This window comes from Enterococcus sp. AZ050 (assembly GCF_051715085.1).
GTDB lineage: Bacteria > Bacillota > Bacilli > Lactobacillales > Enterococcaceae > Enterococcus > Enterococcus faecalis.
Genome location: NZ_JBIOTC010000001.1, coordinates 2,939,210 through 2,961,568 on the forward strand (window position 1 = coordinate 2,939,210; position 22,359 = coordinate 2,961,568).

Below are 22,359 nucleotides of genomic sequence, written 5' to 3' on the forward strand. Positions count from 1 at the left end.
TTTTTGTTTTTTATTGTTGGGAAAAATAAAAACACTTGTATCTAGTTAATCCTTGATAGTATAAACCTAACCAATTATTTTAGATAGGAAGGATTGAATAAAAATGAAAAAAAGAAGTTTTGTCTATTGGGGAATGTTTTTCATTCTTTTGTCGACGCTGATAACGCCTTTTCTGAAACTTGAAACAGGATATGCGCAAACGGAACCAACTAGTACCAGTGAAACCAATCAAATTTCTGCTACGCCAAACGTAATACCGCGTAAACAAGTGGGCAACATTGTGACAGCGATTCAACTAACGGACAAAGAGGGGAACCCACTTGGGACCATTAATCAATATACAGACATCTACCTCCGAATTGAGTTCAACTTACCGGATAATACCGTTAATAGTGGGGATACGAGTGTGATCACTTTACCCGAAGAGCTACGTCTCGAGAAAAATATGACCTTTAATGTAGTAGATGATACAGGTGCTGTGGTTGCAATTGCACAGACCGATGTAGCAAATAAAACGGTCACGTTAACGTATACAGATTACGTAGAAAACCATGCCAATATTAGTGGGTCTTTATATTTTACAAGTTTGATTGATTTCGAAAATGTCAAAAATGAATCCAAGATTCCTATTTACGTCACGGTTGAAGGGGAAAAAATATTTGCTGGCGATCTTGATTACCAAGGTGAAGGCGATGATGTTAACGAAAAATTTAGCAAGTATTCGTGGTTTATCGAAGACGATCCAACCGAAATTTACAATGTACTACGGATTAATCCAACAGGGCAAACGTATACTGATTTAGAAGTGGAAGATGTGCTAAAAACAGCAAGTTTAAGTTATATCAAAGACACTATGAAAATTGAACGAGGACAATGGACACTGGATGGAAATGCTATTTGGCAGTTCACGCCAGAGGAAGATATAACTGGTCAGTTGGCTGTCCAGTATGGTCCTGGTGACCGCAATTTTTCGGTGCATTTTGGCAATATTGGGACTAACGAATATCGTATCACCTATAAAACCAAAATCGATCATCAACCCGAAAAAGGTGAAACCTTCACAAATTATGCAAAATTAACAGAAAATCAAACGGTGGTGGAAGAAGTCGAAGTGAGTCGTGTCTCACAAACGGGTGGTGGAGAAGCTAATGGTGAGCAATATGTTGTTGAAATCCATAAAGAAGATGAAGCGGGCCAGCGTTTAGCAGGTGCAGAGTTTGAACTCATTCGTAACTCAACCAATCAAACAGTGGCCAAAATCACAACAGATCAAAACGGAACAGCGATTGTTAAAGGCTTGTTAAAAGATAACTATACTTTAGTAGAAACCAAAGCACCTACCGGTTACCAACTTTCGCAAAACAAGATTTCAATAACACCTGAAGACTTTGGTAAAAACTTAGTTGCACTGAAAACTGTTGTGAATCATAAGATTTCATATCAACCAGTCGCTGCTTCATTTTTAGCTGGAAAAGTTCTTTTAGGAAAACCACTGAAGGATGCTGAATTTCAATTTGAATTGTTAGATGAGAAAGGTACAGTACTAGAAACGGTTAGTAACGATACTTTAGGGAAAATTCAATTTTCACCATTAACCTTTGAAACTCCTGGAAACTATCAATACACCATTCGGGAAGTAAACACGCAACAGGCAGGTGTTTCCTACGATACGCACAACCTTCAAGTTCAAGTAACCGTCGAGGCGCTTTTAGGAAATCTTGTGGCGACTACTCAGTATGATGGAGGTCAAGTATTTACTAATCACTATACGCCAGAAAAACCTATAGAAAGTACCACACCACCAACGAGTGGGACAACAGATACTACCACGAATTCAACCACAGAAACTACTTCAATAACCATTGAAAAACAGGCGATTCGTAATAAGGAATTGCCAAAAACAGGAGAAACAAAAGAAAACGCGTTTCTTTTCTTAGGTAGCCTTCTTTTGATTCAAGGATTATTTATCTATTTTAAAACGAAAAAATAATCGCTTAGATAGTTTCAGTAATCGAGACAAAATGTGCAAATTTCGAGAGATTTAGCTTGTTCATTTGAGTTTGGAGTGGTTCTGTGCTATACTATCTTTAGCGTAATGATACTAGTTGGGAGTGAGCGGATTTCTGCTCACTCTTTTTGATGGAAAAGTCATCAGGACACGGTTCGTTACATCAATCTCGAAGGAGGCGAAAATTTTGAGTAGTGCTGTGGAAACTGTAACAAAGTTAGTCACACCAATCTTAGAAGAACAAAATTTTGAACTTGTGGAAGTAGAGTTTGTTAAGGAAGGAAAAAATTGGTTTTTACGAGTATTTATCGATAAAGAAGGTGGCATTGATATTGAGGAATGTGCCTTTGTCAGCGAAAAATTAAGTGAAAAACTAGATGCAATGGATCCAGATCCAATTCCGCAAGCGTACTTTCTGGAAGTTTCTTCTCCGGGAGCAGAACGTCCGTTAAAGAAAGAAAGCGATTATGAACAAGCGGTAGGCAAGTACATTCATATTTCTCTTTATCAAGCAGTTGATGGAGAAAAACAGATTGAGGGTACCTTAGTCCATCTTGATTCAGAACAATTAACATTAAGTGTAAAAATTAAAACCAGAGTGAAGGAAATGACTTTTGAACGTAAAAATATCGCAAAAGCTCGTTTAGCCATTCAATTTTAATCAACAGACTCGAATGTAAAAAAGGGTCCACTAAAAGTTTTACTTTTAGCCGGGCCTGTGACAAGTTTTAACGAGAAGTTTTTCCCTTGGAAGAAGAACCACTCGTTCAGCTTTAACGAATCCATAGGAGGAAAAGAAAAACAATGAGCAAAGAAATGTTAAATGCATTAGACGTATTAGAAGCTGAAAAAGGGATTCCTAAAGATACGGTGATTGAAGCGTTACAAGCAGCTTTAGTTTCTGCATATAAAAGACATTATGGACAAGCAAGCAACGTCGAAGTTGAATTTGAACCAAAAAAAGGCAATATTCACGTATATGCTGTCAAAGAAGTAACAGAAGAAGTATTTGATTCACAACTGGAAGTTTCATTAAAAGATGCCGTTGCATTAAATGGGGCATATGAAATCGGCGACAAAATTCGTTTTGAAGTTACGCCAAAAGACTTTGGCCGCATTGCTGCCCAAACAGCAAAGCAAGTAATTTTACAACGTGTCCGTGAAGCAGAAAGAACAATTATTTATAATGAATTTAGCGAATACGAAAATGACATCATGCAAGGAATTGTTGAACGTCAAGATCGTCGTTATATTTATGTAAACTTAGGCAAAATCGAAGCAGTCTTATCAAAACAAGATCAAATGCCAAATGAATTTTACCAACCGCATGATCGGATTAAAGTTTACGTATCACGTGTTGAAAACACATCAAAAGGCCCACAAGTTTTTGTAAGCCGTAGTCATCCAGATTTACTAAAACGTCTTTTTGAACAAGAAATTCCAGAAGTTTATGATGGAATTGTTGAAATCGTAAGCGTCGCTCGTGAAGCTGGCGATCGTTCAAAAGTAGCCGTTCGTTCAACAGATCCTAATATTGATCCAGTGGGTACCTGTGTTGGTCCAAAAGGCCAACGTGTCCAAGCGATTGTGAATGAATTAAAAGGCGAAAATATGGATATTGTGGAATGGAACGAAGATCCAGCTATTTATATTAGTAATGCCTTGAATCCAGCTCAAGTATTAGATGTTATTTTTGATCCAGAAAATAGCAAAGCATGTACAGTCGTTGTACCTGATTATCAATTGTCATTAGCAATTGGTAAACGTGGTCAAAATGCGCGCTTAGCTGCTAAATTAACGGGCCATAAAATTGATATCAAATCGGAATCTGATATGGCTGAATTTTATGAACAACAAGCCAATCAAGAAGTTGCCGAAGTGGCAGAAGAAATGGATGAAGCAATTATCCATTCAGATATGACGGCAGATGATTACGAAAACTTGGCTGCTGAAGAAGCAGTTGTTGAAGCAGAAATTACAGAAGAATTACCTGAACAAGAATAACGTTTTTGGAGGGTGAAAAAATGAAAAAGAGAAAAATTCCAATGCGTAAATCGGTTGTTTCAGGCGAAATGAAACCGAAAAAAGAATTAGTCAGAATTACTCGCTCCAAAGAAGGCGAAGTGGCCTTAGATCCAACTGGTAAATTACCTGGACGTGGCGCTTACGTTGATTTGGATCCTGCGGAAGTCCAAAAAGCTTGGGATAAAAAAATTCTTGATCGTGTCTTAGAAACAAAATTAAGTGATGAATTTTATCAAGAACTATTGGATTATGTAACACATCAAAAAGCCCGCAAAGAGTTGTTTGGCGATGGAAAATAAAACCAAAATTTTGAACCTTTTAGGTTTAGCAATGCGCGCCGGTAAATTAGTCACAGGCGAGGAATTAACCCTTAAAGATATTCGTGTAAACAAAGCGAAATTTGTGTTTGTTGCGCAAGATGCCAGTGAGAATACTAGAAAGAAAATCAAGGACAAAAGTTCTTATTATAATGTTCCTGTTAGCGAACTGTTCAGTCAATTCGAGCTCAGCCAAGCGATTGGGCGACCACGAATGGTTATCGGAGTAACTGATGCAGGATTTGCCACCAAAATCAAGGAATTACTAAAAGGTTAGGAAGGTGATTGCATGGGAAAAAAAAGAATTTATGAACTAGCAAAAGAAATGAATAAAGCAAGCAAAGACGTTGTCGATAAAGCGCATCAATTAGGTATGGATGTTAAAAACCATATGGGCGCAATTAGTTCCGAGCAAGAAACAAAGCTTCGTCAAGCATTCGGAGGAGGAAGTACCGTAAATACTCAATCAAAAGCAACAAACAACCAAAAGCAACAAACAACACAAAATAAACCAGCCAATAAGAAACCAATGAACAATAAACCTGGTGAACAAAGAAATAACCAAAATCGTCCAAACAACCAATCAACGAATGGACAACAAAGAAACAACAACAACCAAAATCGTCACGGCCAAAATAACACACAAAACCGTAGCAATCAAACAAATACAAACAATCAAAACCGCAATACCCAAAACAATAACGGTTCTACAACGAATCAAAATCGGACCAGCCAAAATAACAATGGCGGGAACAACCAAAACCGCAACAACAATTTTGGTGGCGGTCAAAATCGTAATAACCGGAGTAACTTTAATAACCAAAACCGCAATCGTTTCAATAAAAAAGGGAAAAAAGGCAAACATCAACAAGAATCAGCGAAGCCAGCAGTACCAGCACGTAAATTCCGTGAATTACCAGATGTTTTAGAATATACAGAAGGTATGAACGTGGCGGATATTGCGAAAAAAATCCACCGCGAACCAGCGGAAATCATCAAAAAATTATTTATGATGGGTGTCATGGTTAACCAAAACCAAGCCTTAGATAAAGATACAATTGAATTATTAGCTGTGGACTATGGCATGGAACCGCAAGAAAAAGTCCAAGTTGATATTGCGGACATTGATAAATTCTTCGAACCAGAAGCAGTTGTTGAAGAAAACTTAACTACACGTCCCCCTGTTGTCACAATCATGGGACACGTAGACCACGGGAAAACAACATTATTAGATACATTGCGCCATTCTCGTGTGACTTCAGGTGAAGCAGGCGGTATCACGCAGCATATTGGTGCCTATCAGTTAGATATTGATGGCAAACCAATTACGTTCTTAGATACACCAGGACATGCGGCCTTTACAAGTATGCGCGCGCGTGGTGCCAGCATCACTGATATTACCATCTTAGTTGTTGCAGCGGACGATGGAGTAATGCCACAAACAATCGAGGCGATTAACCATGCCAAAGCGGCAAAAGTGCCAATTATTGTAGCAGTTAACAAAATTGATAAGCCTGGTGCGAACCCTGATCATGTGAAACAAGAATTAAGTGAACATGAATTAATTCCTGAAGAGTGGGGCGGAGATACGATTTTCGTCAATATTTCAGCGAAATTCAATCAAAACATTGATGAGCTATTGGAAAATATTTTATTGATTGCTGAAGTAGAAGACTTAAAAGCTGATCCAACGCAAAAAGCAATTGGAACAGTGATTGAAGCGCGCTTGGATAAAGGTAAAGGTCCGGTTGCGACATTACTCGTTCAACAAGGAACTTTACATGTTGGTGATCCAATCGTTGTTGGTAATACTTACGGACGTGTTCGTGTGATGACCAATGACATGGGCCGCCGTGATAAAGAAGCAGGACCCGCAACTCCTGTAGAAATTACCGGATTAAATGATGTTCCTCAAGCGGGTGATCGTTTTGTGGTCTTTGAAGATGAAAAAACAGCACGTCAAGCAGGGGAAGAACGGGCTAAACGTGCGTTGCTTGAACAACGTTCAGCAAGTAGCCGTGTGACATTGGATAACTTATTTGAAAGTCTAAAAGAAGGCGAATTAAAAGAAGTTAATATCATTGTCAAAGCAGACGTACAAGGATCTGCCGAAGCCGTTTCAGCAAGTTTACAAAAAATTGATGTAGAAGGCGTTCGTGTGAAAATTGTTCACGCGGCAGTTGGGGCCATCAATGAAAGCGACGTAACTTTAGCTGCAGCAAGTAATGCGATTATTATCGGCTTTAACGTTCGCCCAACACCACAAGCAAAACAACAAGCAGAACAAGAAGAAGTTGATATTCGTTTACACCGTATTATCTATAAAGCCCTAGAAGAAATCGAAACAGCGATGAAAGGGTTATTAGATCCAGAATTTGAAGAAAAAATTACGGGTCAAATGACGGTTCGTGAATTGTACAAAGTATCTAAAGTTGGCACAATCGCTGGCTGTTATGTTACAGAAGGCTTTATTCGCCGCGATAGTGGCGTGCGTGTCATTCGTGATGGTATTGTTATTTATGAAGGTAAATTAGCAAGCTTGAAACGCTTTAAAGATGACGTGAAAGAAGTCAAACTTGGTTTTGAATGTGGCGCTATGATTGAAAACTTCAATGATTTACGTGTAGATGATGCGATTGAAGGCTTCATTATGGAAGAAATCAAACAATAATTTTAGTAATTGGAGGAAGACACTATGGCAAATTATCGTGACCGTCGTGTAGGTCAAGAAATCATGCGTGAAGTGAATGATATCTTGAACAAACGCATCAGAGATCCACGCGTCCAAGGCATCACTATTACAGATGTTCGTGTGACCGGTGATTTACAACAAGCAACGATTTATTACAGCTTGTTATCTGATTTAGCTTCCGAACAACAAAAAGCTCAACAAGGCTTAGACAAAGCCAAAGGACTGATTCGTAAAGAATTAGGACAACGGTTAACCTTGTATAAAACACCAGAGTTGATTTTTGAAAGAGACGAATCTGTCCAATACGGAAATCACATTGATGAGTTGATTCGTAAGTTGAATCAAGGTGAATAATTAAAAAGAAAAAGCACACCAGACGAATGGTGTGCTTTTTCTTTTCATGATTTCTTGATAAAATAGTCATGGAGGTGCAAAAATGAAAAGAATTGTTGGTTTCTATAAAAATGGAGATCGTTATTTAAAAGAAATGGGTTCAGGCAAGAGTTCCCTGTACTTTTTTCTTTTCTTCTTTGTACTACATAGTATGCGGGAACATATTATTCAGTTCATCGGATTTTGGCCGTCATTTATATTCGTCCTTATACTTGTCCCCAATCTTATGCTTGGCGTTGGACATATTAACCATTGGTACAAAAACCGCTCTTGAATTTTCCAGAATACTTTTAAGCATGGAACAAAATCCTTATTGATTTTGTTCCATGCTTTTTAAGTTAACCCAGTATTTAATACCACCACAGAATAATCCCTAAATTCAAAAATCCGTCCTTTATAAAGATAAGTGGCGCCATACTTTTGTCGATAGTACGTAATCACATTTTTTAATGTTTCAACATCGATTTCCAAAAATTCAGCACAAGAATAATGGTTACTTAAGCCAGCTTCAGAGCAACGAATTAAATCGTCTAATGTAACTAATTGCTCTAAGGCCACATTGCGGGCTTTCAACTCTTGCTTCCGATTTTCTGTACAATTTTGATTTAAAATAGTGCCAACGGATGTTTGATAATGCCCGTATTCCTCGGCTAAAATGTTCTTCTTTTGACGGGTACTCAATGTTTTTTCAATATAAATTTTGCCATTTCGATACAACCCATAACAACCTGTTTGATTGTATAAATCAAACTATATCTAACGGAATCGTTGTTATATAAACGATTCTGAGTTTGTTTTCGTAAAATGAATACCATGATGAATACCATTTTTAGGAATTCATATAAGTTAAGAATTTGTTAGCAACATCTTTTTCAGCATTTTTTGTAACATGAGTATAGATATTTAATGTAGTGTTTATATTAGAATGACCTAGTCTTTCTTGCACTTGTTTGATAGTTGCTCCTGATTCAAATAGTAAAGAAGCATGAGTATGCCGAAAACCATGAGGTGATATGCTGAAATTTTTATATGTTTTTAGTTTCTCCCATAAAACATTAGGTGACATAATTCCGTTGGAAGGATTACTGAAAATTAATTGTTTTTCATCTTTTTGTACTATGAAACCTCGAGATAGAAGTTCTTTTTTTTGCTCTAATTTCCATTTCTTTAATATATTTAACGTTATTTCATCAATAGAAATAGTTCTATCAGAAGAAGTTGTTTTTGTAGTTGTAATAATTCTTTGGCCAGATGTATAAGAAACGTTTTTATTTATAGAAATAGCATTAGCGTTCCAATTTATATCAGACCAGTTTAAAGCAGCTAATTCACTTTTTCTCATTCCTGTATATGCTAATAAATGAAAAGCAGTATAGTATTGCATGCTTTCCTTTTGTTTTGCTAGAGTTAAAAATTCTTGTAATTGATCTTTGTCTAAAAAATTTTGGTCCTCTTTAGTTTTTATTTCTCTTTGACGTTTAGGCATAATAATTCGTTTCATTGGATTCATAGAGAGTAAATTTTGAGTAATTGCGAATTCAAATATTTTTGATGTGTACATTTTCATAGAATCAAAACGTGTATATTTTTTACTCCATTCATTGACTACTTTCTGGCAATAAGAGGGACTAATTTTAGTTAATTTCAGTTCACCAAAAGCGGGTAGAATTTGTTTATCAAAATAATACTTAATTCTTTGCGCAGAAGATGGTTTAACAGTGTTTACATATTGAGCATACCAGAGTTCGTAAACATCCTTAAATAAGCTATAATCTTGTTTTACAAATTTTCCATGGTCAATTTCTATCTGTAATTGAGCAAGAGCAAGTTTTGCTTCTTTTTGAGTTTTAAAGCCACGCCTAGTTGTGCGTTTGGATTTTCCTGTTAATGGATCAATGCCTAAATATGCATTGAACATATAGGCAGTTGAACCATCTTTCTTTGTATATTTTTTTATCGTAGTCATCTATATCACCTCTATTTGTCTATAGACGTTTCTGAATCTTCAAGACTGGTTTCTTTAAAAAGTGTATTAGATAAATCTAAACGTGATTGACCATATTCTTCAGTAATTACTGGTTCAGTTTCTTTTGGTAATTCTCCACCTGATAAAACAGTACGAATTTTTCCTTCGATTTCATCCATTATTTTTGGATTTTTCTTTAATTCTTCTTTTAATAGTTCTCGACCTTGTACTTTAATTTCTCCATTGTTATAGTCAAACCAAGCACCAGATTTTTTTATAATCCCCATATTTTCACTTAAAGAAATAATTTCGCCAGTACGAGAAATTCCCTCTCCATACATAAGATCTAATTCAATTGTTTTAAAAGGAGGGGCAACTTTATTTTTAACAACTTTAATTTTTGTCTTATTTCCTTTAATAGGATTCTCTTTATCTTTTGCATCTTTAATTTGTTCTGAACGTCGTACTTCTAATCGAATAGTTGAGTAAAATTTTAAAGCACGTCCACCAGGGGTTGTTTCTGGATTACCAAACATAACTCCAACTTTTTCTCTAAGTTGATTGATAAATATAACTATAGTTTTTGTTCTATTGATAGAGCCAGAAAGTTTTCTTAAAGCTTGAGACATTAAACGAGCTTGCAAACCAACGTGAGAAGAACCCATTTCTCCATCAATTTCTGCACGAGGAACTAAGGCAGCTACCGAATCGATAATTACTAAGCCAACTGCACTACTTGATACTAAAGCATCAGCAATTTCCAATCCTTGCTCACCAGTATCTGGTTGAGATAAAAGCAACTCATCAATATTAACACCTAGATTTTTTGCATAAACAGGGTCTAGAGCATGTTCTGCATCAATAAAAGCGACAGTTTGCCCTGCTTTTTGTGCTTCTGCTGCTGCATGTAAGGCAAGTGTAGTTTTTCCAGAACTTTCAGGTCCGAAAATTTCTATGATACGTCCTTTAGGATAGCCTTGTACTCCTAAAGCATTGTCTAAGAGAATGGAACCAGTAGGAATTACATCAATGTTCATTTCTGATTTTTCCCCTAGTTTCATTACAGCACCTTTACCAAAATCTTTTTCTATTTGTTTTAAAGCTTTTTCTAAAGCTTCTTGTCTCTTTTTGTGATCTGTTTGCTGTTCAGGAGCAATATATTTAGTTTTTTTATCTGCCATATTAATCTTCCTTTCTCGAATGTATGTTCTTATGCTTTTTTAAAGAAAAGCCCGAAGGCTAATCTTTTATTACTATTGTTTACTACTATAATTAGTTGCTTTCATTTACTTTTTGAGCAATTCCAGAATCGCCAAGTTTATCTTGAGAATCTGAATATTGTTCAGAAATATTTATTTTAAAGTTGGTTATTTGTGGTTTTTCTTTAGAGAGCAAATAAAATGTACCTGTAGTACTAGTATTTGGCTGAACTGTGCCATTTGAATTCTGATCGTAACCAAAATTTTCAATACTATTGCTAGTATATTCCATATTGTTATCATCAATAATTTTAGCTTGATAAGTACTCAATTCAAAAGGTTCTGTTCCAATATTTTTTAATTCATATGAAATGGCTGTTCGGTAGTATTTTTCTGGAAAATCATCAATATTCGAAAAATTATATTCAGCATTTGTAAAATTTTTTTGAGATTTTTTTACTTGCTTTGTGTTTATTGAATTTATTGTATATTCAATAATTCCAACTTTATTAAATTTTATTTTTTCATTTTTAGCTTCATTAGTAGTTTTTTTTAATTCAGATTTCAGTTTAGAATTTTCTGTTTTTAAACTATCAATTGTTTTTTGTGTATCTGAATTAGTAGAACTTGTTGTATTTCCGCAAGCACCTAATAACAAACTACTGAAAATTAATCCAATAACTATTTTTTTCATACCAATAACTCCTCGTTTCTTAAAAATATTTATATAAAAATCATCTACAAAACTGATTTTTATTTTTACAAATATATTCCCATTTCTAATGGTAATCCATAGTAATTTAAAATATCTAATTTAGTAGGATAGTATAATTCGTTTAAATGTGAACCATCTATTAAAAGGTGTGTAGCTCCGCAATTTGCTTGAGCTTCTATTTTAGAAGTAGAAGAAAAACTGTCTGCAGTCATTTGTGCTGTATTGTCATTTGGATGGAAAATAGCATGAGACAGTTCATGGCCACAAACAAAAAGCATTTTTTGATAAGGTAATTCTGCATTTAAATGGATAAATTTACATCGATGATTTTTGGTGTGAAAACCATATACTTCATCACCAAAATAGCCATATAGAATAGTAATGCCTCTCTTTTCAGCTATTTTGAATGGATCATTGGTCCCATATTGTTTTTTTAGTTTCTCAATTTTATACGGCACTTCTGATAAAAGCATATGACAAATCCTCCTGTTTGTTACTGTTGATTACCACGATATTTTTTAGGAGTGAACTTCTTCTTGGCAAGAGCTTTTCCAATACGTAAAGATTCTTCAATTGAAGAAAGAATTGCAGCACGTGCTTCGGGAGAAAGTTCTTCTGTATCTTTAGAGAAAGCAATTGCTTCAGAATTTTTCATATCTTCGATAATCAATTCTAATTCTCTTTGGATGTCTTTTTCATCTTTTTCAGTTAAATCGTAATATCGGCGTTTATCTGTACGACCTAAAAGATAATCTGCGCTGACATCAAAAAAATCAGCTACTTTTTGCAATCTTTCGCTAGAAGGAGATTGTTTTGACCACTTACTTATACTTCCCTGTGCAAAATTTAATTTTCTTTCTAACTCGGCAACGGTCATTTTTTTCTCGTTTGCCAATAACTTAACTCTATCTAATAGCATGATATCAGACCTTTCGGCTTTAAAACAAAGGAATTGACAATTGTGCAAATAATCCGTTGACAAATTGACAATAATCAATTATACTATGTTTTGTAAGCAAGTAATTTATGGCATACAAAAAGCGAAACAAAAACTGAATTGTCTCCCCAGACATAAGTAAAGCTCACTTTTTGTGTGCTGTATTTCTTATGCTTACATTATGTACTATTGTCAATTAGCTGTCAATAGATTTGACAAAAATAATTGAATATTATCAATCGAGTAGTAGGAGGAGGTGGCTACTAATGACTTTAAAACAACAAGTACAAATTGCCCTTATTGAAAAGAAATGGAGTCAACGAGAATTGGCACGTCGAATGAAAATTTCAATGGCTTATCTACAAGATATTTTAAATGAACATCGTAAACCGATTGAAAGATTAAAACAAATTGAAGAGATTTTGGGTATTAATTTAGAAATAGAAAAGTAACAAATCAACCAGCTTAGGAGGTGAGAGGGATGAAAAGAATTCACTTAACAGATGGACTACCATCAGATATTAGACGTAAAGAACAATCGAAACAGGTAAATGAATTAGTAGATAAAATTAAAGCTATTTGTGCAAAAAGTGAGTTGAGTTACAGAGAAAAAAACAAAGCCCTATATCTAGCAGATAAAGAGCTTTACATTGAAACTATTGAAGCTAAATAAGGCTTGGTGTTTCTTCGATTTATAGAAAATAAAGATTTTTTCTGAAAGGAACAGTGAGATGAAACTACCCAAAAAAACAGATTATAATTCTAAACCATATCCTAGCATTGAAGAAGCAACTAAACGGTCTAATTTTGTGGATTTGGTTATTAGTATAGTAGCATTAACGATTGCTTTGTTTGTTTATTTTTTTAAGTAGGATAAAACACTGATAATTATTGCAATTACTGAAAGCATTCTAGTAATCAAACTACTCTGAAAAGTAAATAGTGCTTTTTTACCTTCAATGGTAATTGCGTAATAATTTCCATAATTCATTGCCGGAAATCCAGCAACTTCTCCCCATGTTCCATCAGGTAGTTGCTCAACTAACCCCTCACTAAGTAATAAATCTAAATGTTTATACTTTTCAGAGATTTTAACTTTTTGGAATATATTAGCAATCAATAGTTTCAAATAAATAGATGAATTCAAAAGTTTCACCTCGCTTTCAAGTAAATTTTATCAAGAGGTGGAAATCAAAACAACTAGGAGGTGTAGCCATGAGTGTTAAAGAGGAATTAGCAAATATCATAGAAAAAATGGTAGAAGAACAAGTGTCAGAGCAAATGAGAATCATTGAAGAAAAATACTTTGCTAAGTCAAAACAAACACGATTTACTCAAGCAGAACTTGCTGAAAAATGGGGTTGTTCCAAAGGCTATGTTAATCGTTTATTGAAGCAACAAGGTATTAAGCCAATTGGCAAGCGAGGAAAAGAATACGAGTACGAGATAAGCGAAGCTGAGAAAGTAAAGGCTGTCTACGATGACGAAGTACTTTATCAAGAACAACTTAACTGGAAAGTTAGAGCAATGTAAAAAAAGGATAAGTCTAACTTATCCTCAGTTAAAAGTAGTATCAACAATAATTGCTTTTTGATTCATATCATTCTTAATGGATTCAATGATTTCTAAAACAGAAGATTTGTAGTAGTAAGTTTTGCTTGATGCGATTATTTCATTCTCTTCAGTTTTAATCAAAAAATAGTATTTTTTATCGGAAGCTCGTTTAATCACAAAAAACACATTGACACCTCGCTTAAAAAATTTTTTATCAAGAACAACGAAAGGATAGAAGCTAATGTTTAATTTTTTAATCAATCCAGAGTTTTGGAAAGGATTTATAGTTTTGGGGATTTTAGTAATTATAGCTATCTATTTGGCGATTAAGCTTGATAATTAATCACTTTACTTTCAACTAAATTATATCAAAAAAATTATAGGAGGTTAACCATGGAAGAAAATGAATAATAAAAATCCATCACGCCAATAGAAGAGAAGCTGAGATAAGCACATAGTCGCAAGCAATCATAGAAAGCTACAAAATAATCAAATTGAAGGAGAAAGAACATGAATCAATTACATGTAATAGGAAAACAAAAAATTGGTGATTTTGAATTTGTCGCAATCGAAGGAGGTTTCGGCGAAGGTAAGAAAGCCATGACGGTGAAAGATATTGCTGGGATTCACTGTAGACCAGTAAAAGCAATAAATCAGGCTATTGAAAGACAAATTAAACGTTTTATTGATGGCGTAGATATTATCGACTTAAAATCCGTGGTCACACAGAGTGACCTCGAAAAATTTGACTTTAATCAGAATGCAATTAATCGTAGTAACAACATCTACATCTTATCCGAACGAGGATATGCAAAATCGTTAACACAAAGAAGTTTTACGAGATATTAAGAGCCAAGTCGAAAATTTCGACCTGCCTATAAAAAAGAAATACCAACTTATATGAAGGGAGAAATACAAATGAATCAATTACTACAAACAATTAACAGTAGAGAAGTAGCAAAAATGGTGGAGCGAGATCACAGCAAAGTTATTAGAGATATAAGGGGATTGATTGAACATTTAACTAAAGCCAAAATTGGCTTGAGTAATTATTTTGTTGAATCAACTTATGAGGATTCAACTGGAAGGAAGTTGCCGTGCTTTGAATTTACTAAAAAAGGTTGTGAATTATACAGTACTCGAATGACTGGAGCTAAAGGAACACAATTTGCTGTTGCATATATTGAGCGCTTTAACCAAATGGAAGATAAACTAAAAAATTCGCAATTGCCTATGAGCAACACAGAATTACTATTAGAAACAGCTTTAAAACATGAACGTGAGTTAGTTGAGGTAAACGGACGATTAGACAAACTCGAAACAGAAACTGTTATTAATAGTAGTCAACGCCGCAAAATCCAAGGCTTAGTGCAGTCAACAGTGATTAAAACATTAGGTGGTAAGAAAGCCAATGCCTATAAAAATAGCAGTATTAATAAGTCAGCATTCAGTAATTGCTACAGTCAATTAAAGCGAGTATTTGATGTTGCATCTTATATGGATATACCGAAAGTTCGTTATGAAGAGGCAATGAGTTTAATTCCAAAGTGGCAACCATCGCTAGAATTACAATCCAAAATAGACACAGTAAATGGTCAACGAAATCTGTTTGAGGATATGGAGGGCTATCAATGATTATCAAATTGGATCGAACCGCATTTAAACGCAGACTGTGGCAACGAGCTTATCAACGACAGTTAGCAAAGAAAACAGACGTTAGTATTCAACAATTAGTTTTTTACGGAATTAAATGCTATGGCCGATGGTATGAAAAGCCAACAAAAAAAGATTCTTGGACAAGCTATCAAGAATTTCAACGAATACTTGACCTAATGACATTGATTACTCCACGGGAATTTATAACCATGTTTCCAATAAAAAAAGAGTTTGATGGACAGAAATATGAATGCAAAGATTACTTCTACACGCAAGAATATTTGTCAACAATTAACTTAGATGAACCTATTTCAGAACCTTTTGAATTTTTATGGGATTACTGGAATAGTGAAACGGCAAGATTTTTAATGAATATGATGGGAGCAATGAGTGATGTCCGTAAAGAACAAACTGGAAAGGGGATTATGCAAGAATTTCTTGAAAAGGAAGGCTTTGATTTTTAACAAAAATTGATGATTTAAAAGAGGAGTGCGGAAAATTACGCAGGCCTATTTTACGAAGATGGCTACATTTACCTACGAAATAGTAGGTATATTGCTAATCTTATAACAACGTTACAAATAGTAACTTCGTTAAAAAAAGCAATTTTAAATTCTAAAAGGAGCAAACACTATGACTAGAGAAAAGAAAAAAGCCTTTACTCGAAATAGTCTTGGCGGACAGAGTAAAAGGCAGTAATGTAGGGAACTTCCCTATGATTCTTTTCTCTAATTATAACAAATATTGGAGGAAAACACAAAATGAAACGAAATTTAATGATTTTATGCCTTTTAATCGGCGGAATTTTCGGCTTATTACCGTTAATCGCAAAATTGACTATTTTTACAGGTTTAGCGGTGTATTTATATATGGCTTATGACGACCATGCTTATCAAATGGAAAACGGAGGGCGCAAATAATGGAAATGAATAGATATGAATCTAGAATTTTGAGACAACTTGATAATTATAAATTAGAAGAAATCAATGTAGGGATAGCAGAATTAGAATCTAGTATCGATAAAACTCGATTTGGTAGACATTATAAAGATAAATTAGCTGTTTTATACGTTTTAAGAGAACATGCTAAATATAAAGAAACGTGTACAGAAATTCACGATTTAAAAGAGCAGATTTTCAAAGAATGGTTACAAAAGACCGATTTAAAAGAGGCAAGGATCAAAACGTTTAATACATGGGCCAAATATCAAAATCAATTGAAAGGTCCCGAATTTGTTCGTGACAGTTTGAAATACGAACTTGAACAATTGCAATTAATGGAGGTGCTAGTTTGATGAATACAAAACAATTTTACGGCGAAAAAATTATTGATGCAATAAAAGAAGTAATAACATACGCAAAGCAATCAACACCAGAAGAAAGAATGATTTTAGTGGAGTGTTTTTATAAGGTGGCACAAAAACAAAAGAAAGAGGTTATCCGCATACCTCTTATAAAGTTAGCTGAGTGGGTTGAATCATTGGAGGGATAATTATGGCTGAAAGAAGAATGTTTGCAAAAACGATTATTGATAGTGAGGCATTTTTAAAAATGCCAACATCTGCACAATGTTTGTATTTTCATTTAGGTATCCATGCAGATGAGAATGGATATAATCCTAAACCTAAAGCCGTTGCTAGAATGATAAATGTTTCAGAGGAGTATTTACAAATGTTGGAGGAAAATAATTTTATTATTTTCACCAATGATGGAATTAAAATGAATAATCGAGGTGTTCAAGATGGCGCAAAGAAGAATGGTCAGTAATACGATTGTGAAATCAGCAAGGTTTTTGAAAATGCCACCAACAAGTCAAAATTTATATTTTCATTTGATTATGAATGCTGATGATGACGGTGTAGTAGAAGCGTTTCCGATAATGCGCATGATTGGATCAACAGAAGACGATTTGAAAATTTTAATGGCTAAAAAGTTCGTTTACGTACTAAATGATGATTTAGTTACTTTTATAAATAACTGGACGGAACATAACAAGATAAGAAAAGATAGAAAAGTAGATAGTATATATAAAGATTTATTGTTAAAAGTTGTGCCCGACATTGATTATAGAGAGTCAAAAAAGAAAAAAGAATCATTTGTCAGTCAAATGTCTGACAAATGCCAGACAGATGTCGGCATAGGTAAGGATAGGTTAGGTAAGGAAAGTATAGGTAAGGGTAGTAGAGAAGAAGGTCTGAAAAAAATCTACCACTACTACGAATCAAATGGATTTGGAACATTAGCACAAAAGACAATGCAAGATTTTGATTATTGGATTACTGATTTTGAAAAAATAGGAGCTACACAAGAGAATGCGGTGGAATTAATTATTCATGCGTTAGGGATAGCAATAGACCGTAACAAACGTAACTATGGTTACGCCAATGCCATATTGAAAGATTGGGAACAGAACAGGTATTTGACAGTCAAAGACGTTGAAGCCAACGACGTTGAAGCCAACGACATGATGAGAGAGCAAAAGAAAATAGTTGAGGAACAGAAATCAAATACAGGCCATTCTGAATATGACGACCTTGGATTTTAGGAGGGGCGCAAATGAAATCAAGCAAGAATCCCTTTGAGGTAATGGTTAAAACATTGCTATACATTGTGCCTGAATCATGTCCAGATTGTGGTGGAGTAATGCATGCGTGGCGGACTAAAAATAAAGACGGTACTGATCGTTGTCCTCCAGTTTGTATGGCTTGTGGGTATAAAGCACGTAAAAAAATTCAAGATTTAGACGCAGTGAAACGCTCCAGAGAGAGCTTGAAAGCGAGAGCAATTAATTATTTAACGTATAGTTCGCTTTATACAGACAAACAATTGATTCAGCGACGTTTTAGCACATTCAAAACAGTAGATGATGAGACCAAACTTGCTTTTGAATTAGCAAAGCGTATGGTAACAGAAGTGTTATTAGAGAAACCTATTCATATGGTTTTATCAGGTAAGAGCGGTGTAGGGAAAAGCCATCTAGCTATGGCCACCGCTTGGGAAGTATTGGAAAAATCAAACTATAGCAAACGATGCTTATTTATTAGTTATGCAGAACTTTTGGAACAATTGAAATTTGCGATGAATGATGAACAAGCTAGAAAAGAAATAACAGGTAGCTTGATGGCAGAAATCAAAAGCGCAGATTTCGTTGTTTTAGATGATTTAGGTGCTGAATTGGGTGTGAAGCAATTTGACGACAGAAACAAGAGTACAAATTTTAATAACGATACGTTAAATCGAATTGTAGAGGCTCGACAGAACAAAGCAACCGTATTTACAACGAATTTAACAGGAAAAGAATTAAGTCAAGCGTATGGAGAGAGAATTCTTTCTCGAATTATGAATCATTCTAAAGGTTTTGTATACACGATAAAGACATCAAAAGATAAGCGGATTGTCGGGATTTAGGAGGTACAAAATATGCTAGAAATGAAAATCTTAGATTATCGAATTACTAGCGATGATAGGCAAGTAATCGTAAATAAAGCAAGACGAAACGAACACGGAGAGTTAACCATTTTGACTGATAAAGACGGTACACAAAAAGAATCACTCGCTTTGATTGGTTATTATGGCAATTTAAGTAAGGCTCTCGTCGCAATAGAACGCGATTACGTGCTTTCTAGTGGTAAAACAATACAAACAGTCAAAGAATACAAAAAAGAGCTAGAATCGATTCACAGCAAGCTAAAACGTGAATTAGATTTCGGGGAGGAATTTTAGATGAATGAATTAGTTAAATTAGTGGAAGAATGGGCGAAAGAAAAGCGTTTAGATAAAGCAGATCCTGAAAAGCAAATGCTAAAAGTGATTGAGGAAGTCGGAGAAGTTGGTGCTGCATTGGCAAGAAACAGCGAAAACGACCTAAGAGATGGCATTGGTGATGTGGTTGTGACGTTAATTATTCTTGCTATGCAAAATAACATGGATTTATACGAATGCTTAAATCAAGCATATTGCGAAATCAAAAATCGCCAAGGGAAGATGGTAAATGGAGTATTCGTCAAAGAAGCCGATTTGTAAGGTTCGAGGTGGAAGAGATGCGATATTTGAAAGAAAAAATGCACTGAGTAATGAACCTGAAACAGATGTATGGTTCACACCGTTTTATGCTTTGAATAGAGCAAAAGAAACGCAAAACACATTAGAAATATTAAAAGAAGCAATGGAACTTCTGGAAAATAAAACAAGCAGTTCATTTACTGAACCAGAACAGCTGTCATTATTTTAGAAGTGGATCCAAGAAGGCAAAGTGCAAAATCAGTGCGTGTTTTTGTCTGTTTTACGTTTCTTTATGGCTGGAAGGCTAAACCATAGGAGCAGGGCTACAGGGAAAAATAGCAAGAAAACGCCCAAACTGATTTTATGTAATAAAAAGGCAACAGCAAATACTAAAAAAGCAAGAAATAAAATAAAAATAGTTAGTTGCATAGTTGTTCGTCCTTTCGATTTAGTTTCTAAAACTATTTTAGTAAGGAAATATGATTTTTTCAAAAAAAATATTTAGAAAAATCATGAAAGATTTGGGATTTAACGCATTTACAGTAAAAGAAATCTTTGGAGGCTAATTATGAAATTAATCTATGTTTTATCTGGAAAAGAAGAAAATAAAAACTATGTAAAAAAATTTGTAGGCAATTATTGCAGTTTTGGACCTAAAAAAGATGCAAAAGCATTTACTAGTGAAGAAGCTGAACAGATGAGAAGAATGTTAGAGAATAGTGTAGGCAATGCGTTTGTTATTGATGATGACAGGGAGGTAAAAAATGGGTTTCAAGTTTAGCGATTATTATAATGCTGAAAATATTTGTCTGTCAGAAGAAAGAATTAGAGAGTTACTTGTGAATTATTTTGAAGAAAACGGTGAAGTATTATTGATTGACAGCGGCTTGATTTAGGAGGAATCAAAATGAAACTATATCGATATGAAAGTTCCCAAAATACTGGACGTTGGACAGAAAGCTTAATTCAAGCAACTAAAGAATTTGAAGAGGAAAAAGACTACTTAATGGCTGACGATCCAGAAGAAGATGAAACAGTAAAACTAGTATCGATTGAGATATCAGATGACTTGATAGATGAACTAGAAGATGAACGTAAAGAGTTGAAACAGGCTATATTAATGCCTGATCCAGATCGTTTAGATGGAAATCCAAGAGAAGATGGCTATGACTTTGATTTTTATGCTGCTTGGTCCGATGATATAGCGAAACGTAAGGAGGTATCGGAATGAGTATTCAACCAGGAGACAAAGTAAAGTATATTGGTACGGCAATTCCCAAATATACTGGGAAAATATTAGAGGTAGAGAAGGTAATTCCGTTAGGCTATATTCTTTTATTTCCAGAAGAAGATAGAGGATTAATAGGATTTGAAGGGTTCGGCGTATGGAAAAAAGAATCGTTAATCTGTGGATTTGATGAAGTGGAGGAACAGCGATGAATAAACGCCAAAAAAATAAGCAGTTAAAAAAGTGGCTAATTAAAAACGGATATTCAGACAAAAAAGGAAAACTTCATTGTTTGGAATGTGGGAACATATTAAGTTTTAAGGACGAATATCAAAAAAGATACTTAGTATGTAATGAATTGTGCTATATGCACAGTGTGGGATTTAGCTGGCGTGATTTTATATGAAAGAAGAGAGAAACAGCAATGAATAAACGTTTTTAATTAATTGCAACTTTTTTACAATAACTAGCTGATTTTTGCAACTAACAAAAAAAGCCAACCGACCACTGGTTGACTAAGAAGAATATTTTACCAGAAAAGTGGTAGCTTGTGATATGTGAGGTTACTTTACCCCAAACATTGGTCACAATAAAAATATTTTACCATAAATAGAAAAACTCAACTAGTTTTTTCTAGTCGAGTTTTTCCAGATGACATCACTCAAGATGAATTGAGTTGTCTATATTATATCATGATGAAATAAGAAATTTCAATAAAAGTAAATAAAAAAAGCCGGATTGCTCCGACTGTGAGTAATGTTTTCGACATAGTTATTATACCACAAATCGCAAACGGAGGAATCATAACATGGTACTTTTTGATGTAGAAAAATATCAAATTCCAGACCCAGAAGAAATCGATATGAAAGCGACAAGAAAGAATTTTGAAACCTTTATGACAGCCTATGGTTCTGTTCGAGAAAAAGTTGGGAAAAATAGATTACCAAAAATGACTCAATCATTTAGTTTGATTCCTTCCACAACAAATAAAGAGTATTCAAGTGATGCTGAACGCTTTGTAATAGAACGAGAAGAGTATATGGATGAATACAAGGAATTAGAGGAACTATTTTCATTAGGCTATTTAGCAATTTGTAATCCTTTAAAAAATGGTGGTACTAATAGAAGAAGGCAAATTTTTATGCTTCGATATGTTCATGGAATAGCTGTACAAGATATAGCAGAAAGCAAGTATCTTAGTAAAACAACTGTTGTTGAAGAGAGTCGTTTAGCATTGATTCAATTTTGTAAGGAGATAGAATTATTGATTTACAGTGATGAGACAGAACCTCTTATTGAGGAGAAGAATACTCTTGATTCTGAAAAATAAAATTTTTGGTCTTTTTCCGACTTTTTCCGACGCAAATCGGTCGAGCAATGTTGTAATATAATAGTGTCGAAAGATAAGGAAACGAGGTAAGGCATGCATTACCTATCTTAGCTCCGTTTCGCTTATCTTTTGAGGCTACCTACAAAAAAAATAAAGAATAAGGATGTGGAAAGTCCAGTTCTTTCTGTCTCGTTTAGTCATAGGTAGCAAATATTGCAATAAAATTGGCATTAAGCTTACACGTAGACGTACGCTGAAAGCAATTGTCAAGATAGCGCTATGTTAATTGCAATGATCACTCACAAATCAGACGTTCTCAAACTAAAGAAATGGGGTGC

General features: G+C 34.6%; 37 protein-coding genes and 1 pseudogene. 30 read left to right on the top strand and 8 right to left on the bottom strand.

What is annotated here, in order from left to right; all coding sequences use genetic code 11:
• Positions 1–103 precede the first annotated feature (103 nt).
• The 8 genes from IGJ04_RS14490 (at position 104) to IGJ04_RS14525 (ending at position 7,709) form a co-directional block, all read left to right on the top strand.
• Positions 104–1,990, top strand: coding sequence for an Ig-like domain-containing protein (locus tag IGJ04_RS14490; RefSeq protein WP_438840312.1), 1,887 nt, complete (start codon positions 104–106; stop codon positions 1,988–1,990).
• Positions 1,991–2,195: 205 nt separating this feature from the next.
• Complete coding sequence (gene rimP, locus IGJ04_RS14495) at positions 2,196–2,669, top strand: ribosome maturation factor RimP (RefSeq protein WP_002357863.1); 474 nt, start codon at positions 2,196–2,198, stop codon at positions 2,667–2,669.
• Between the two features lie 143 nt (positions 2,670–2,812).
• Positions 2,813–4,012 (top strand): transcription termination factor NusA, encoded by a 1,200-nt coding sequence (gene nusA / locus IGJ04_RS14500; RefSeq protein WP_002357862.1) that lies wholly within the window; start codon positions 2,813–2,815, stop codon positions 4,010–4,012.
• 20 nt (positions 4,013–4,032) lie between these two features.
• On the top strand, positions 4,033–4,332 hold the full coding sequence (rnpM, locus tag IGJ04_RS14505) for an RNase P modulator RnpM (protein WP_002363794.1): 300 nt from the start codon (positions 4,033–4,035) through the stop codon (positions 4,330–4,332).
• The gene (locus IGJ04_RS14510) at positions 4,322–4,627 is read left to right on the top strand and encodes a YlxQ-related RNA-binding protein (protein ID WP_438840313.1); all 306 of its coding nucleotides are present in this window, start codon (positions 4,322–4,324) and stop codon (positions 4,625–4,627) included. The genes rnpM and IGJ04_RS14510 overlap by 11 nt, the downstream gene beginning before the upstream one ends.
• 12 nt (positions 4,628–4,639) lie before the next feature.
• Positions 4,640–7,021: a translation initiation factor IF-2 gene (gene infB, locus IGJ04_RS14515; RefSeq protein ID WP_438840314.1), complete on the top strand. Its 2,382-nt coding sequence runs from the start codon at positions 4,640–4,642 to the stop codon at positions 7,019–7,021.
• A 24-nt stretch (positions 7,022–7,045) separates the two neighbouring features.
• On the top strand, positions 7,046–7,396 hold the full coding sequence (gene rbfA, locus IGJ04_RS14520; RefSeq protein ID WP_002360497.1) for a 30S ribosome-binding factor RbfA: 351 nt from the start codon (positions 7,046–7,048) through the stop codon (positions 7,394–7,396).
• Positions 7,397–7,478: 82 nt separating this feature from the next.
• Positions 7,479–7,709 carry a hypothetical protein gene (locus IGJ04_RS14525; protein WP_010713476.1) on the top strand — a complete coding sequence of 77 codons (231 nt, stop codon included), beginning with the start codon at positions 7,479–7,481 and terminating at the stop codon, positions 7,707–7,709.
• A 59-nt stretch (positions 7,710–7,768) separates the two neighbouring features.
• Here IGJ04_RS14525 and IGJ04_RS14530 read toward each other — a convergent pair.
• From IGJ04_RS14530 to IGJ04_RS14555, 6 genes and pseudogenes are all read right to left on the bottom strand, one after another.
• Positions 7,769–8,182 (bottom strand): annotated as a pseudogene (locus IGJ04_RS14530) (toxin); the annotation flags it as partial.
• An 82-nt stretch (positions 8,183–8,264) separates the two neighbouring features.
• Complete coding sequence (locus IGJ04_RS14535) at positions 8,265–9,401, bottom strand: tyrosine-type recombinase/integrase (protein ID WP_438840315.1); 1,137 nt, start codon at positions 9,399–9,401, stop codon at positions 8,265–8,267.
• An 11-nt stretch (positions 9,402–9,412) separates the two neighbouring features.
• A complete protein-coding gene (gene recA, locus IGJ04_RS14540; RefSeq protein WP_438840316.1) occupies positions 9,413–10,582 on the bottom strand; it encodes a recombinase RecA in 1,170 nt (389 codons plus the stop codon).
• 91 nt (positions 10,583–10,673) lie between these two features.
• Positions 10,674–11,294, bottom strand: a complete 621-nt coding sequence (locus IGJ04_RS14545; protein ID WP_202575897.1) for a DUF4352 domain-containing protein — start codon at positions 11,292–11,294, stop codon at positions 10,674–10,676.
• Between the two features lie 65 nt (positions 11,295–11,359).
• Complete coding sequence (locus IGJ04_RS14550) at positions 11,360–11,788, bottom strand: ImmA/IrrE family metallo-endopeptidase (RefSeq protein WP_438840317.1); 429 nt, start codon at positions 11,786–11,788, stop codon at positions 11,360–11,362.
• Between the two features lie 20 nt (positions 11,789–11,808).
• Positions 11,809–12,234 carry a helix-turn-helix domain-containing protein gene (locus tag IGJ04_RS14555; protein WP_174114354.1) on the bottom strand — a complete coding sequence of 142 codons (426 nt, stop codon included), beginning with the start codon at positions 12,232–12,234 and terminating at the stop codon, positions 11,809–11,811.
• Between the two features lie 284 nt (positions 12,235–12,518).
• Here IGJ04_RS14555 and IGJ04_RS14560 point away from each other — a divergent pair, with 284 nt between their 5' ends.
• Complete coding sequence (locus IGJ04_RS14560; RefSeq protein WP_016619056.1) at positions 12,519–12,704, top strand: helix-turn-helix domain-containing protein; 186 nt, start codon at positions 12,519–12,521, stop codon at positions 12,702–12,704.
• A gap of 29 nt (positions 12,705–12,733) precedes the next feature.
• Positions 12,734–12,925, top strand: a complete 192-nt coding sequence (locus tag IGJ04_RS14565) for a hypothetical protein (protein ID WP_438840318.1) — start codon at positions 12,734–12,736, stop codon at positions 12,923–12,925.
• 183 nt (positions 12,926–13,108) lie between these two features.
• Here the strand turns inward: IGJ04_RS14565 and IGJ04_RS14570 are convergent, their stop codons facing one another.
• The gene (locus IGJ04_RS14570) at positions 13,109–13,399 is read right to left on the bottom strand and encodes a hypothetical protein (protein ID WP_057086758.1); all 291 of its coding nucleotides are present in this window, start codon (positions 13,397–13,399) and stop codon (positions 13,109–13,111) included.
• A 68-nt stretch (positions 13,400–13,467) separates the two neighbouring features.
• On the opposite strand from IGJ04_RS14570, the gene IGJ04_RS14575 reads away from it, so the two are divergent.
• Positions 13,468–13,785 carry a MarR family transcriptional regulator gene (locus IGJ04_RS14575; RefSeq protein ID WP_438840319.1) on the top strand — a complete coding sequence of 106 codons (318 nt, stop codon included), beginning with the start codon at positions 13,468–13,470 and terminating at the stop codon, positions 13,783–13,785.
• 24 nt (positions 13,786–13,809) lie between these two features.
• Here the strand turns inward: IGJ04_RS14575 and IGJ04_RS14580 are convergent, their stop codons facing one another.
• Positions 13,810–13,992, bottom strand: a complete 183-nt coding sequence (locus IGJ04_RS14580; RefSeq protein WP_438771970.1) for a YegP family protein — start codon at positions 13,990–13,992, stop codon at positions 13,810–13,812.
• Between the two features lie 324 nt (positions 13,993–14,316).
• Here IGJ04_RS14580 and IGJ04_RS14585 point away from each other — a divergent pair, with 324 nt between their 5' ends.
• From IGJ04_RS14585 to IGJ04_RS14675, 19 genes are all read left to right on the top strand, one after another.
• Complete coding sequence (locus IGJ04_RS14585) at positions 14,317–14,655, top strand: ORF6N domain-containing protein (protein ID WP_438840320.1); 339 nt, start codon at positions 14,317–14,319, stop codon at positions 14,653–14,655.
• Positions 14,656–14,706: 51 nt separating this feature from the next.
• Complete coding sequence (locus tag IGJ04_RS14590) at positions 14,707–15,441, top strand: ORF6C domain-containing protein (RefSeq protein WP_438840321.1); 735 nt, start codon at positions 14,707–14,709, stop codon at positions 15,439–15,441.
• Positions 15,438–15,926 (top strand): hypothetical protein, encoded by a 489-nt coding sequence (locus IGJ04_RS14595; RefSeq protein WP_438840322.1) that lies wholly within the window; start codon positions 15,438–15,440, stop codon positions 15,924–15,926. The genes IGJ04_RS14590 and IGJ04_RS14595 overlap by 4 nt, the downstream gene beginning before the upstream one ends.
• A gap of 297 nt (positions 15,927–16,223) precedes the next feature.
• Positions 16,224–16,382 carry a hypothetical protein gene (locus IGJ04_RS14600; protein WP_438840323.1) on the top strand — a complete coding sequence of 53 codons (159 nt, stop codon included), beginning with the start codon at positions 16,224–16,226 and terminating at the stop codon, positions 16,380–16,382.
• Positions 16,382–16,756 (top strand): hypothetical protein, encoded by a 375-nt coding sequence (locus IGJ04_RS14605; protein ID WP_438840324.1) that lies wholly within the window; start codon positions 16,382–16,384, stop codon positions 16,754–16,756. Before IGJ04_RS14600 ends, IGJ04_RS14605 begins: the two co-directional genes overlap by 1 nt.
• Entirely contained in the window at positions 16,756–16,953 is a 198-nt protein-coding gene (locus IGJ04_RS14610; protein WP_438840325.1) for a hypothetical protein, read from the top strand. Before IGJ04_RS14605 ends, IGJ04_RS14610 begins: the two co-directional genes overlap by 1 nt.
• A 2-nt stretch (positions 16,954–16,955) precedes the next feature.
• On the top strand, positions 16,956–17,228 hold the full coding sequence (locus IGJ04_RS14615) for a hypothetical protein (protein ID WP_438840326.1): 273 nt from the start codon (positions 16,956–16,958) through the stop codon (positions 17,226–17,228).
• The gene (locus IGJ04_RS14620) at positions 17,203–18,006 is read left to right on the top strand and encodes a DnaD domain protein (protein WP_438840327.1); all 804 of its coding nucleotides are present in this window, start codon (positions 17,203–17,205) and stop codon (positions 18,004–18,006) included. Before IGJ04_RS14615 ends, IGJ04_RS14620 begins: the two co-directional genes overlap by 26 nt.
• 11 nt (positions 18,007–18,017) lie before the next feature.
• Positions 18,018–18,869 (top strand): ATP-binding protein, encoded by an 852-nt coding sequence (locus IGJ04_RS14625; RefSeq protein ID WP_438840328.1) that lies wholly within the window; start codon positions 18,018–18,020, stop codon positions 18,867–18,869.
• A gap of 12 nt (positions 18,870–18,881) precedes the next feature.
• Positions 18,882–19,184 carry a hypothetical protein gene (locus tag IGJ04_RS14630; RefSeq protein ID WP_438840329.1) on the top strand — a complete coding sequence of 101 codons (303 nt, stop codon included), beginning with the start codon at positions 18,882–18,884 and terminating at the stop codon, positions 19,182–19,184.
• Positions 19,185–19,484, top strand: coding sequence for a MazG-like family protein (locus IGJ04_RS14635; RefSeq protein ID WP_438840330.1), 300 nt, complete (start codon positions 19,185–19,187; stop codon positions 19,482–19,484).
• Positions 19,453–19,692: a hypothetical protein gene (locus IGJ04_RS14640; protein ID WP_279257324.1), complete on the top strand. Its 240-nt coding sequence runs from the start codon at positions 19,453–19,455 to the stop codon at positions 19,690–19,692. The genes IGJ04_RS14635 and IGJ04_RS14640 overlap by 32 nt, the downstream gene beginning before the upstream one ends.
• Before the next feature lie 42 nt (positions 19,693–19,734).
• Positions 19,735–19,968 carry a hypothetical protein gene (locus IGJ04_RS14645; protein WP_438840331.1) on the top strand — a complete coding sequence of 78 codons (234 nt, stop codon included), beginning with the start codon at positions 19,735–19,737 and terminating at the stop codon, positions 19,966–19,968.
• Between the two features lie 63 nt (positions 19,969–20,031).
• Positions 20,032–20,244 (top strand): hypothetical protein, encoded by a 213-nt coding sequence (locus IGJ04_RS14650; RefSeq protein ID WP_438840332.1) that lies wholly within the window; start codon positions 20,032–20,034, stop codon positions 20,242–20,244.
• A complete protein-coding gene (locus tag IGJ04_RS14655) occupies positions 20,228–20,359 on the top strand; it encodes a hypothetical protein (protein ID WP_052168519.1) in 132 nt (43 codons plus the stop codon). The genes IGJ04_RS14650 and IGJ04_RS14655 overlap by 17 nt, the downstream gene beginning before the upstream one ends.
• An 11-nt stretch (positions 20,360–20,370) precedes the next feature.
• Positions 20,371–20,694 carry a hypothetical protein gene (locus IGJ04_RS14660; protein WP_047649057.1) on the top strand — a complete coding sequence of 108 codons (324 nt, stop codon included), beginning with the start codon at positions 20,371–20,373 and terminating at the stop codon, positions 20,692–20,694.
• Positions 20,691–20,903, top strand: coding sequence for a hypothetical protein (locus IGJ04_RS14665; protein WP_080292518.1), 213 nt, complete (start codon positions 20,691–20,693; stop codon positions 20,901–20,903). Before IGJ04_RS14660 ends, IGJ04_RS14665 begins: the two co-directional genes overlap by 4 nt.
• Positions 20,900–21,097 carry a hypothetical protein gene (locus IGJ04_RS14670; protein WP_016632871.1) on the top strand — a complete coding sequence of 66 codons (198 nt, stop codon included), beginning with the start codon at positions 20,900–20,902 and terminating at the stop codon, positions 21,095–21,097. Before IGJ04_RS14665 ends, IGJ04_RS14670 begins: the two co-directional genes overlap by 4 nt.
• Positions 21,098–21,499: 402 nt before the next feature.
• Positions 21,500–22,021: an ArpU family phage packaging/lysis transcriptional regulator gene (locus tag IGJ04_RS14675; RefSeq protein WP_438840333.1), complete on the top strand. Its 522-nt coding sequence runs from the start codon at positions 21,500–21,502 to the stop codon at positions 22,019–22,021.
• Positions 22,022–22,359: the final 338 nt, after the last annotated feature.

Bases quoted from the DNA above. Each gene is read 5' to 3' on its own strand.
- IGJ04_RS14490 (WP_438840312.1), top strand. From the start codon at position 104: ATGAAAAAAAGAAGTTTTGTCTATTGGGGAATGTTTTTCATTCTTTTG.
- nusA (WP_002357862.1), top strand. From the start codon at position 2,813: ATGAGCAAAGAAATGTTAAATGCATTAGACGTATTAGAAGCTGAAAAA.
- rnpM (WP_002363794.1), top strand. From the start codon at position 4,033: ATGAAAAAGAGAAAAATTCCAATGCGTAAATCGGTTGTTTCAGGCGAA.
- IGJ04_RS14510 (WP_438840313.1), top strand. From the start codon at position 4,322: ATGGAAAATAAAACCAAAATTTTGAACCTTTTAGGTTTAGCAATGCGC.
- infB (WP_438840314.1), top strand. From the start codon at position 4,640: ATGGGAAAAAAAAGAATTTATGAACTAGCAAAAGAAATGAATAAAGCA.
- rbfA (WP_002360497.1), top strand. From the start codon at position 7,046: ATGGCAAATTATCGTGACCGTCGTGTAGGTCAAGAAATCATGCGTGAA.
- IGJ04_RS14525 (WP_010713476.1), top strand. From the start codon at position 7,479: ATGAAAAGAATTGTTGGTTTCTATAAAAATGGAGATCGTTATTTAAAA.
- IGJ04_RS14535 (WP_438840315.1), bottom strand. From the start codon at position 9,401: ATGACTACGATAAAAAAATATACAAAGAAAGATGGTTCAACTGCCTAT.
- recA (WP_438840316.1), bottom strand. From the start codon at position 10,582: ATGGCAGATAAAAAAACTAAATATATTGCTCCTGAACAGCAAACAGAT.
- IGJ04_RS14545 (WP_202575897.1), bottom strand. From the start codon at position 11,294: ATGAAAAAAATAGTTATTGGATTAATTTTCAGTAGTTTGTTATTAGGT.
- IGJ04_RS14550 (WP_438840317.1), bottom strand. From the start codon at position 11,788: ATGCTTTTATCAGAAGTGCCGTATAAAATTGAGAAACTAAAAAAACAA.
- IGJ04_RS14555 (WP_174114354.1), bottom strand. From the start codon at position 12,234: ATGCTATTAGATAGAGTTAAGTTATTGGCAAACGAGAAAAAAATGACC.
- IGJ04_RS14560 (WP_016619056.1), top strand. From the start codon at position 12,519: ATGACTTTAAAACAACAAGTACAAATTGCCCTTATTGAAAAGAAATGG.
- IGJ04_RS14565 (WP_438840318.1), top strand. From the start codon at position 12,734: ATGAAAAGAATTCACTTAACAGATGGACTACCATCAGATATTAGACGT.
- IGJ04_RS14575 (WP_438840319.1), top strand. From the start codon at position 13,468: ATGAGTGTTAAAGAGGAATTAGCAAATATCATAGAAAAAATGGTAGAA.
- IGJ04_RS14585 (WP_438840320.1), top strand. From the start codon at position 14,317: ATGAATCAATTACATGTAATAGGAAAACAAAAAATTGGTGATTTTGAA.
- IGJ04_RS14590 (WP_438840321.1), top strand. From the start codon at position 14,707: ATGAAGGGAGAAATACAAATGAATCAATTACTACAAACAATTAACAGT.
- IGJ04_RS14595 (WP_438840322.1), top strand. From the start codon at position 15,438: ATGATTATCAAATTGGATCGAACCGCATTTAAACGCAGACTGTGGCAA.
- IGJ04_RS14600 (WP_438840323.1), top strand. From the start codon at position 16,224: ATGAAACGAAATTTAATGATTTTATGCCTTTTAATCGGCGGAATTTTC.
- IGJ04_RS14605 (WP_438840324.1), top strand. From the start codon at position 16,382: ATGGAAATGAATAGATATGAATCTAGAATTTTGAGACAACTTGATAAT.
- IGJ04_RS14610 (WP_438840325.1), top strand. From the start codon at position 16,756: ATGAATACAAAACAATTTTACGGCGAAAAAATTATTGATGCAATAAAA.
- IGJ04_RS14615 (WP_438840326.1), top strand. From the start codon at position 16,956: ATGGCTGAAAGAAGAATGTTTGCAAAAACGATTATTGATAGTGAGGCA.
- IGJ04_RS14620 (WP_438840327.1), top strand. From the start codon at position 17,203: ATGGCGCAAAGAAGAATGGTCAGTAATACGATTGTGAAATCAGCAAGG.
- IGJ04_RS14625 (WP_438840328.1), top strand. From the start codon at position 18,018: ATGAAATCAAGCAAGAATCCCTTTGAGGTAATGGTTAAAACATTGCTA.
- IGJ04_RS14630 (WP_438840329.1), top strand. From the start codon at position 18,882: ATGCTAGAAATGAAAATCTTAGATTATCGAATTACTAGCGATGATAGG.
- IGJ04_RS14635 (WP_438840330.1), top strand. From the start codon at position 19,185: ATGAATGAATTAGTTAAATTAGTGGAAGAATGGGCGAAAGAAAAGCGT.
- IGJ04_RS14640 (WP_279257324.1), top strand. From the start codon at position 19,453: ATGGAGTATTCGTCAAAGAAGCCGATTTGTAAGGTTCGAGGTGGAAGA.
- IGJ04_RS14650 (WP_438840332.1), top strand. From the start codon at position 20,032: ATGAAATTAATCTATGTTTTATCTGGAAAAGAAGAAAATAAAAACTAT.
- IGJ04_RS14655 (WP_052168519.1), top strand. From the start codon at position 20,228: ATGGGTTTCAAGTTTAGCGATTATTATAATGCTGAAAATATTTGTCTG.
- IGJ04_RS14660 (WP_047649057.1), top strand. From the start codon at position 20,371: ATGAAACTATATCGATATGAAAGTTCCCAAAATACTGGACGTTGGACA.
- IGJ04_RS14665 (WP_080292518.1), top strand. From the start codon at position 20,691: ATGAGTATTCAACCAGGAGACAAAGTAAAGTATATTGGTACGGCAATT.
- IGJ04_RS14670 (WP_016632871.1), top strand. From the start codon at position 20,900: ATGAATAAACGCCAAAAAAATAAGCAGTTAAAAAAGTGGCTAATTAAA.
- IGJ04_RS14675 (WP_438840333.1), top strand. From the start codon at position 21,500: ATGGTACTTTTTGATGTAGAAAAATATCAAATTCCAGACCCAGAAGAA.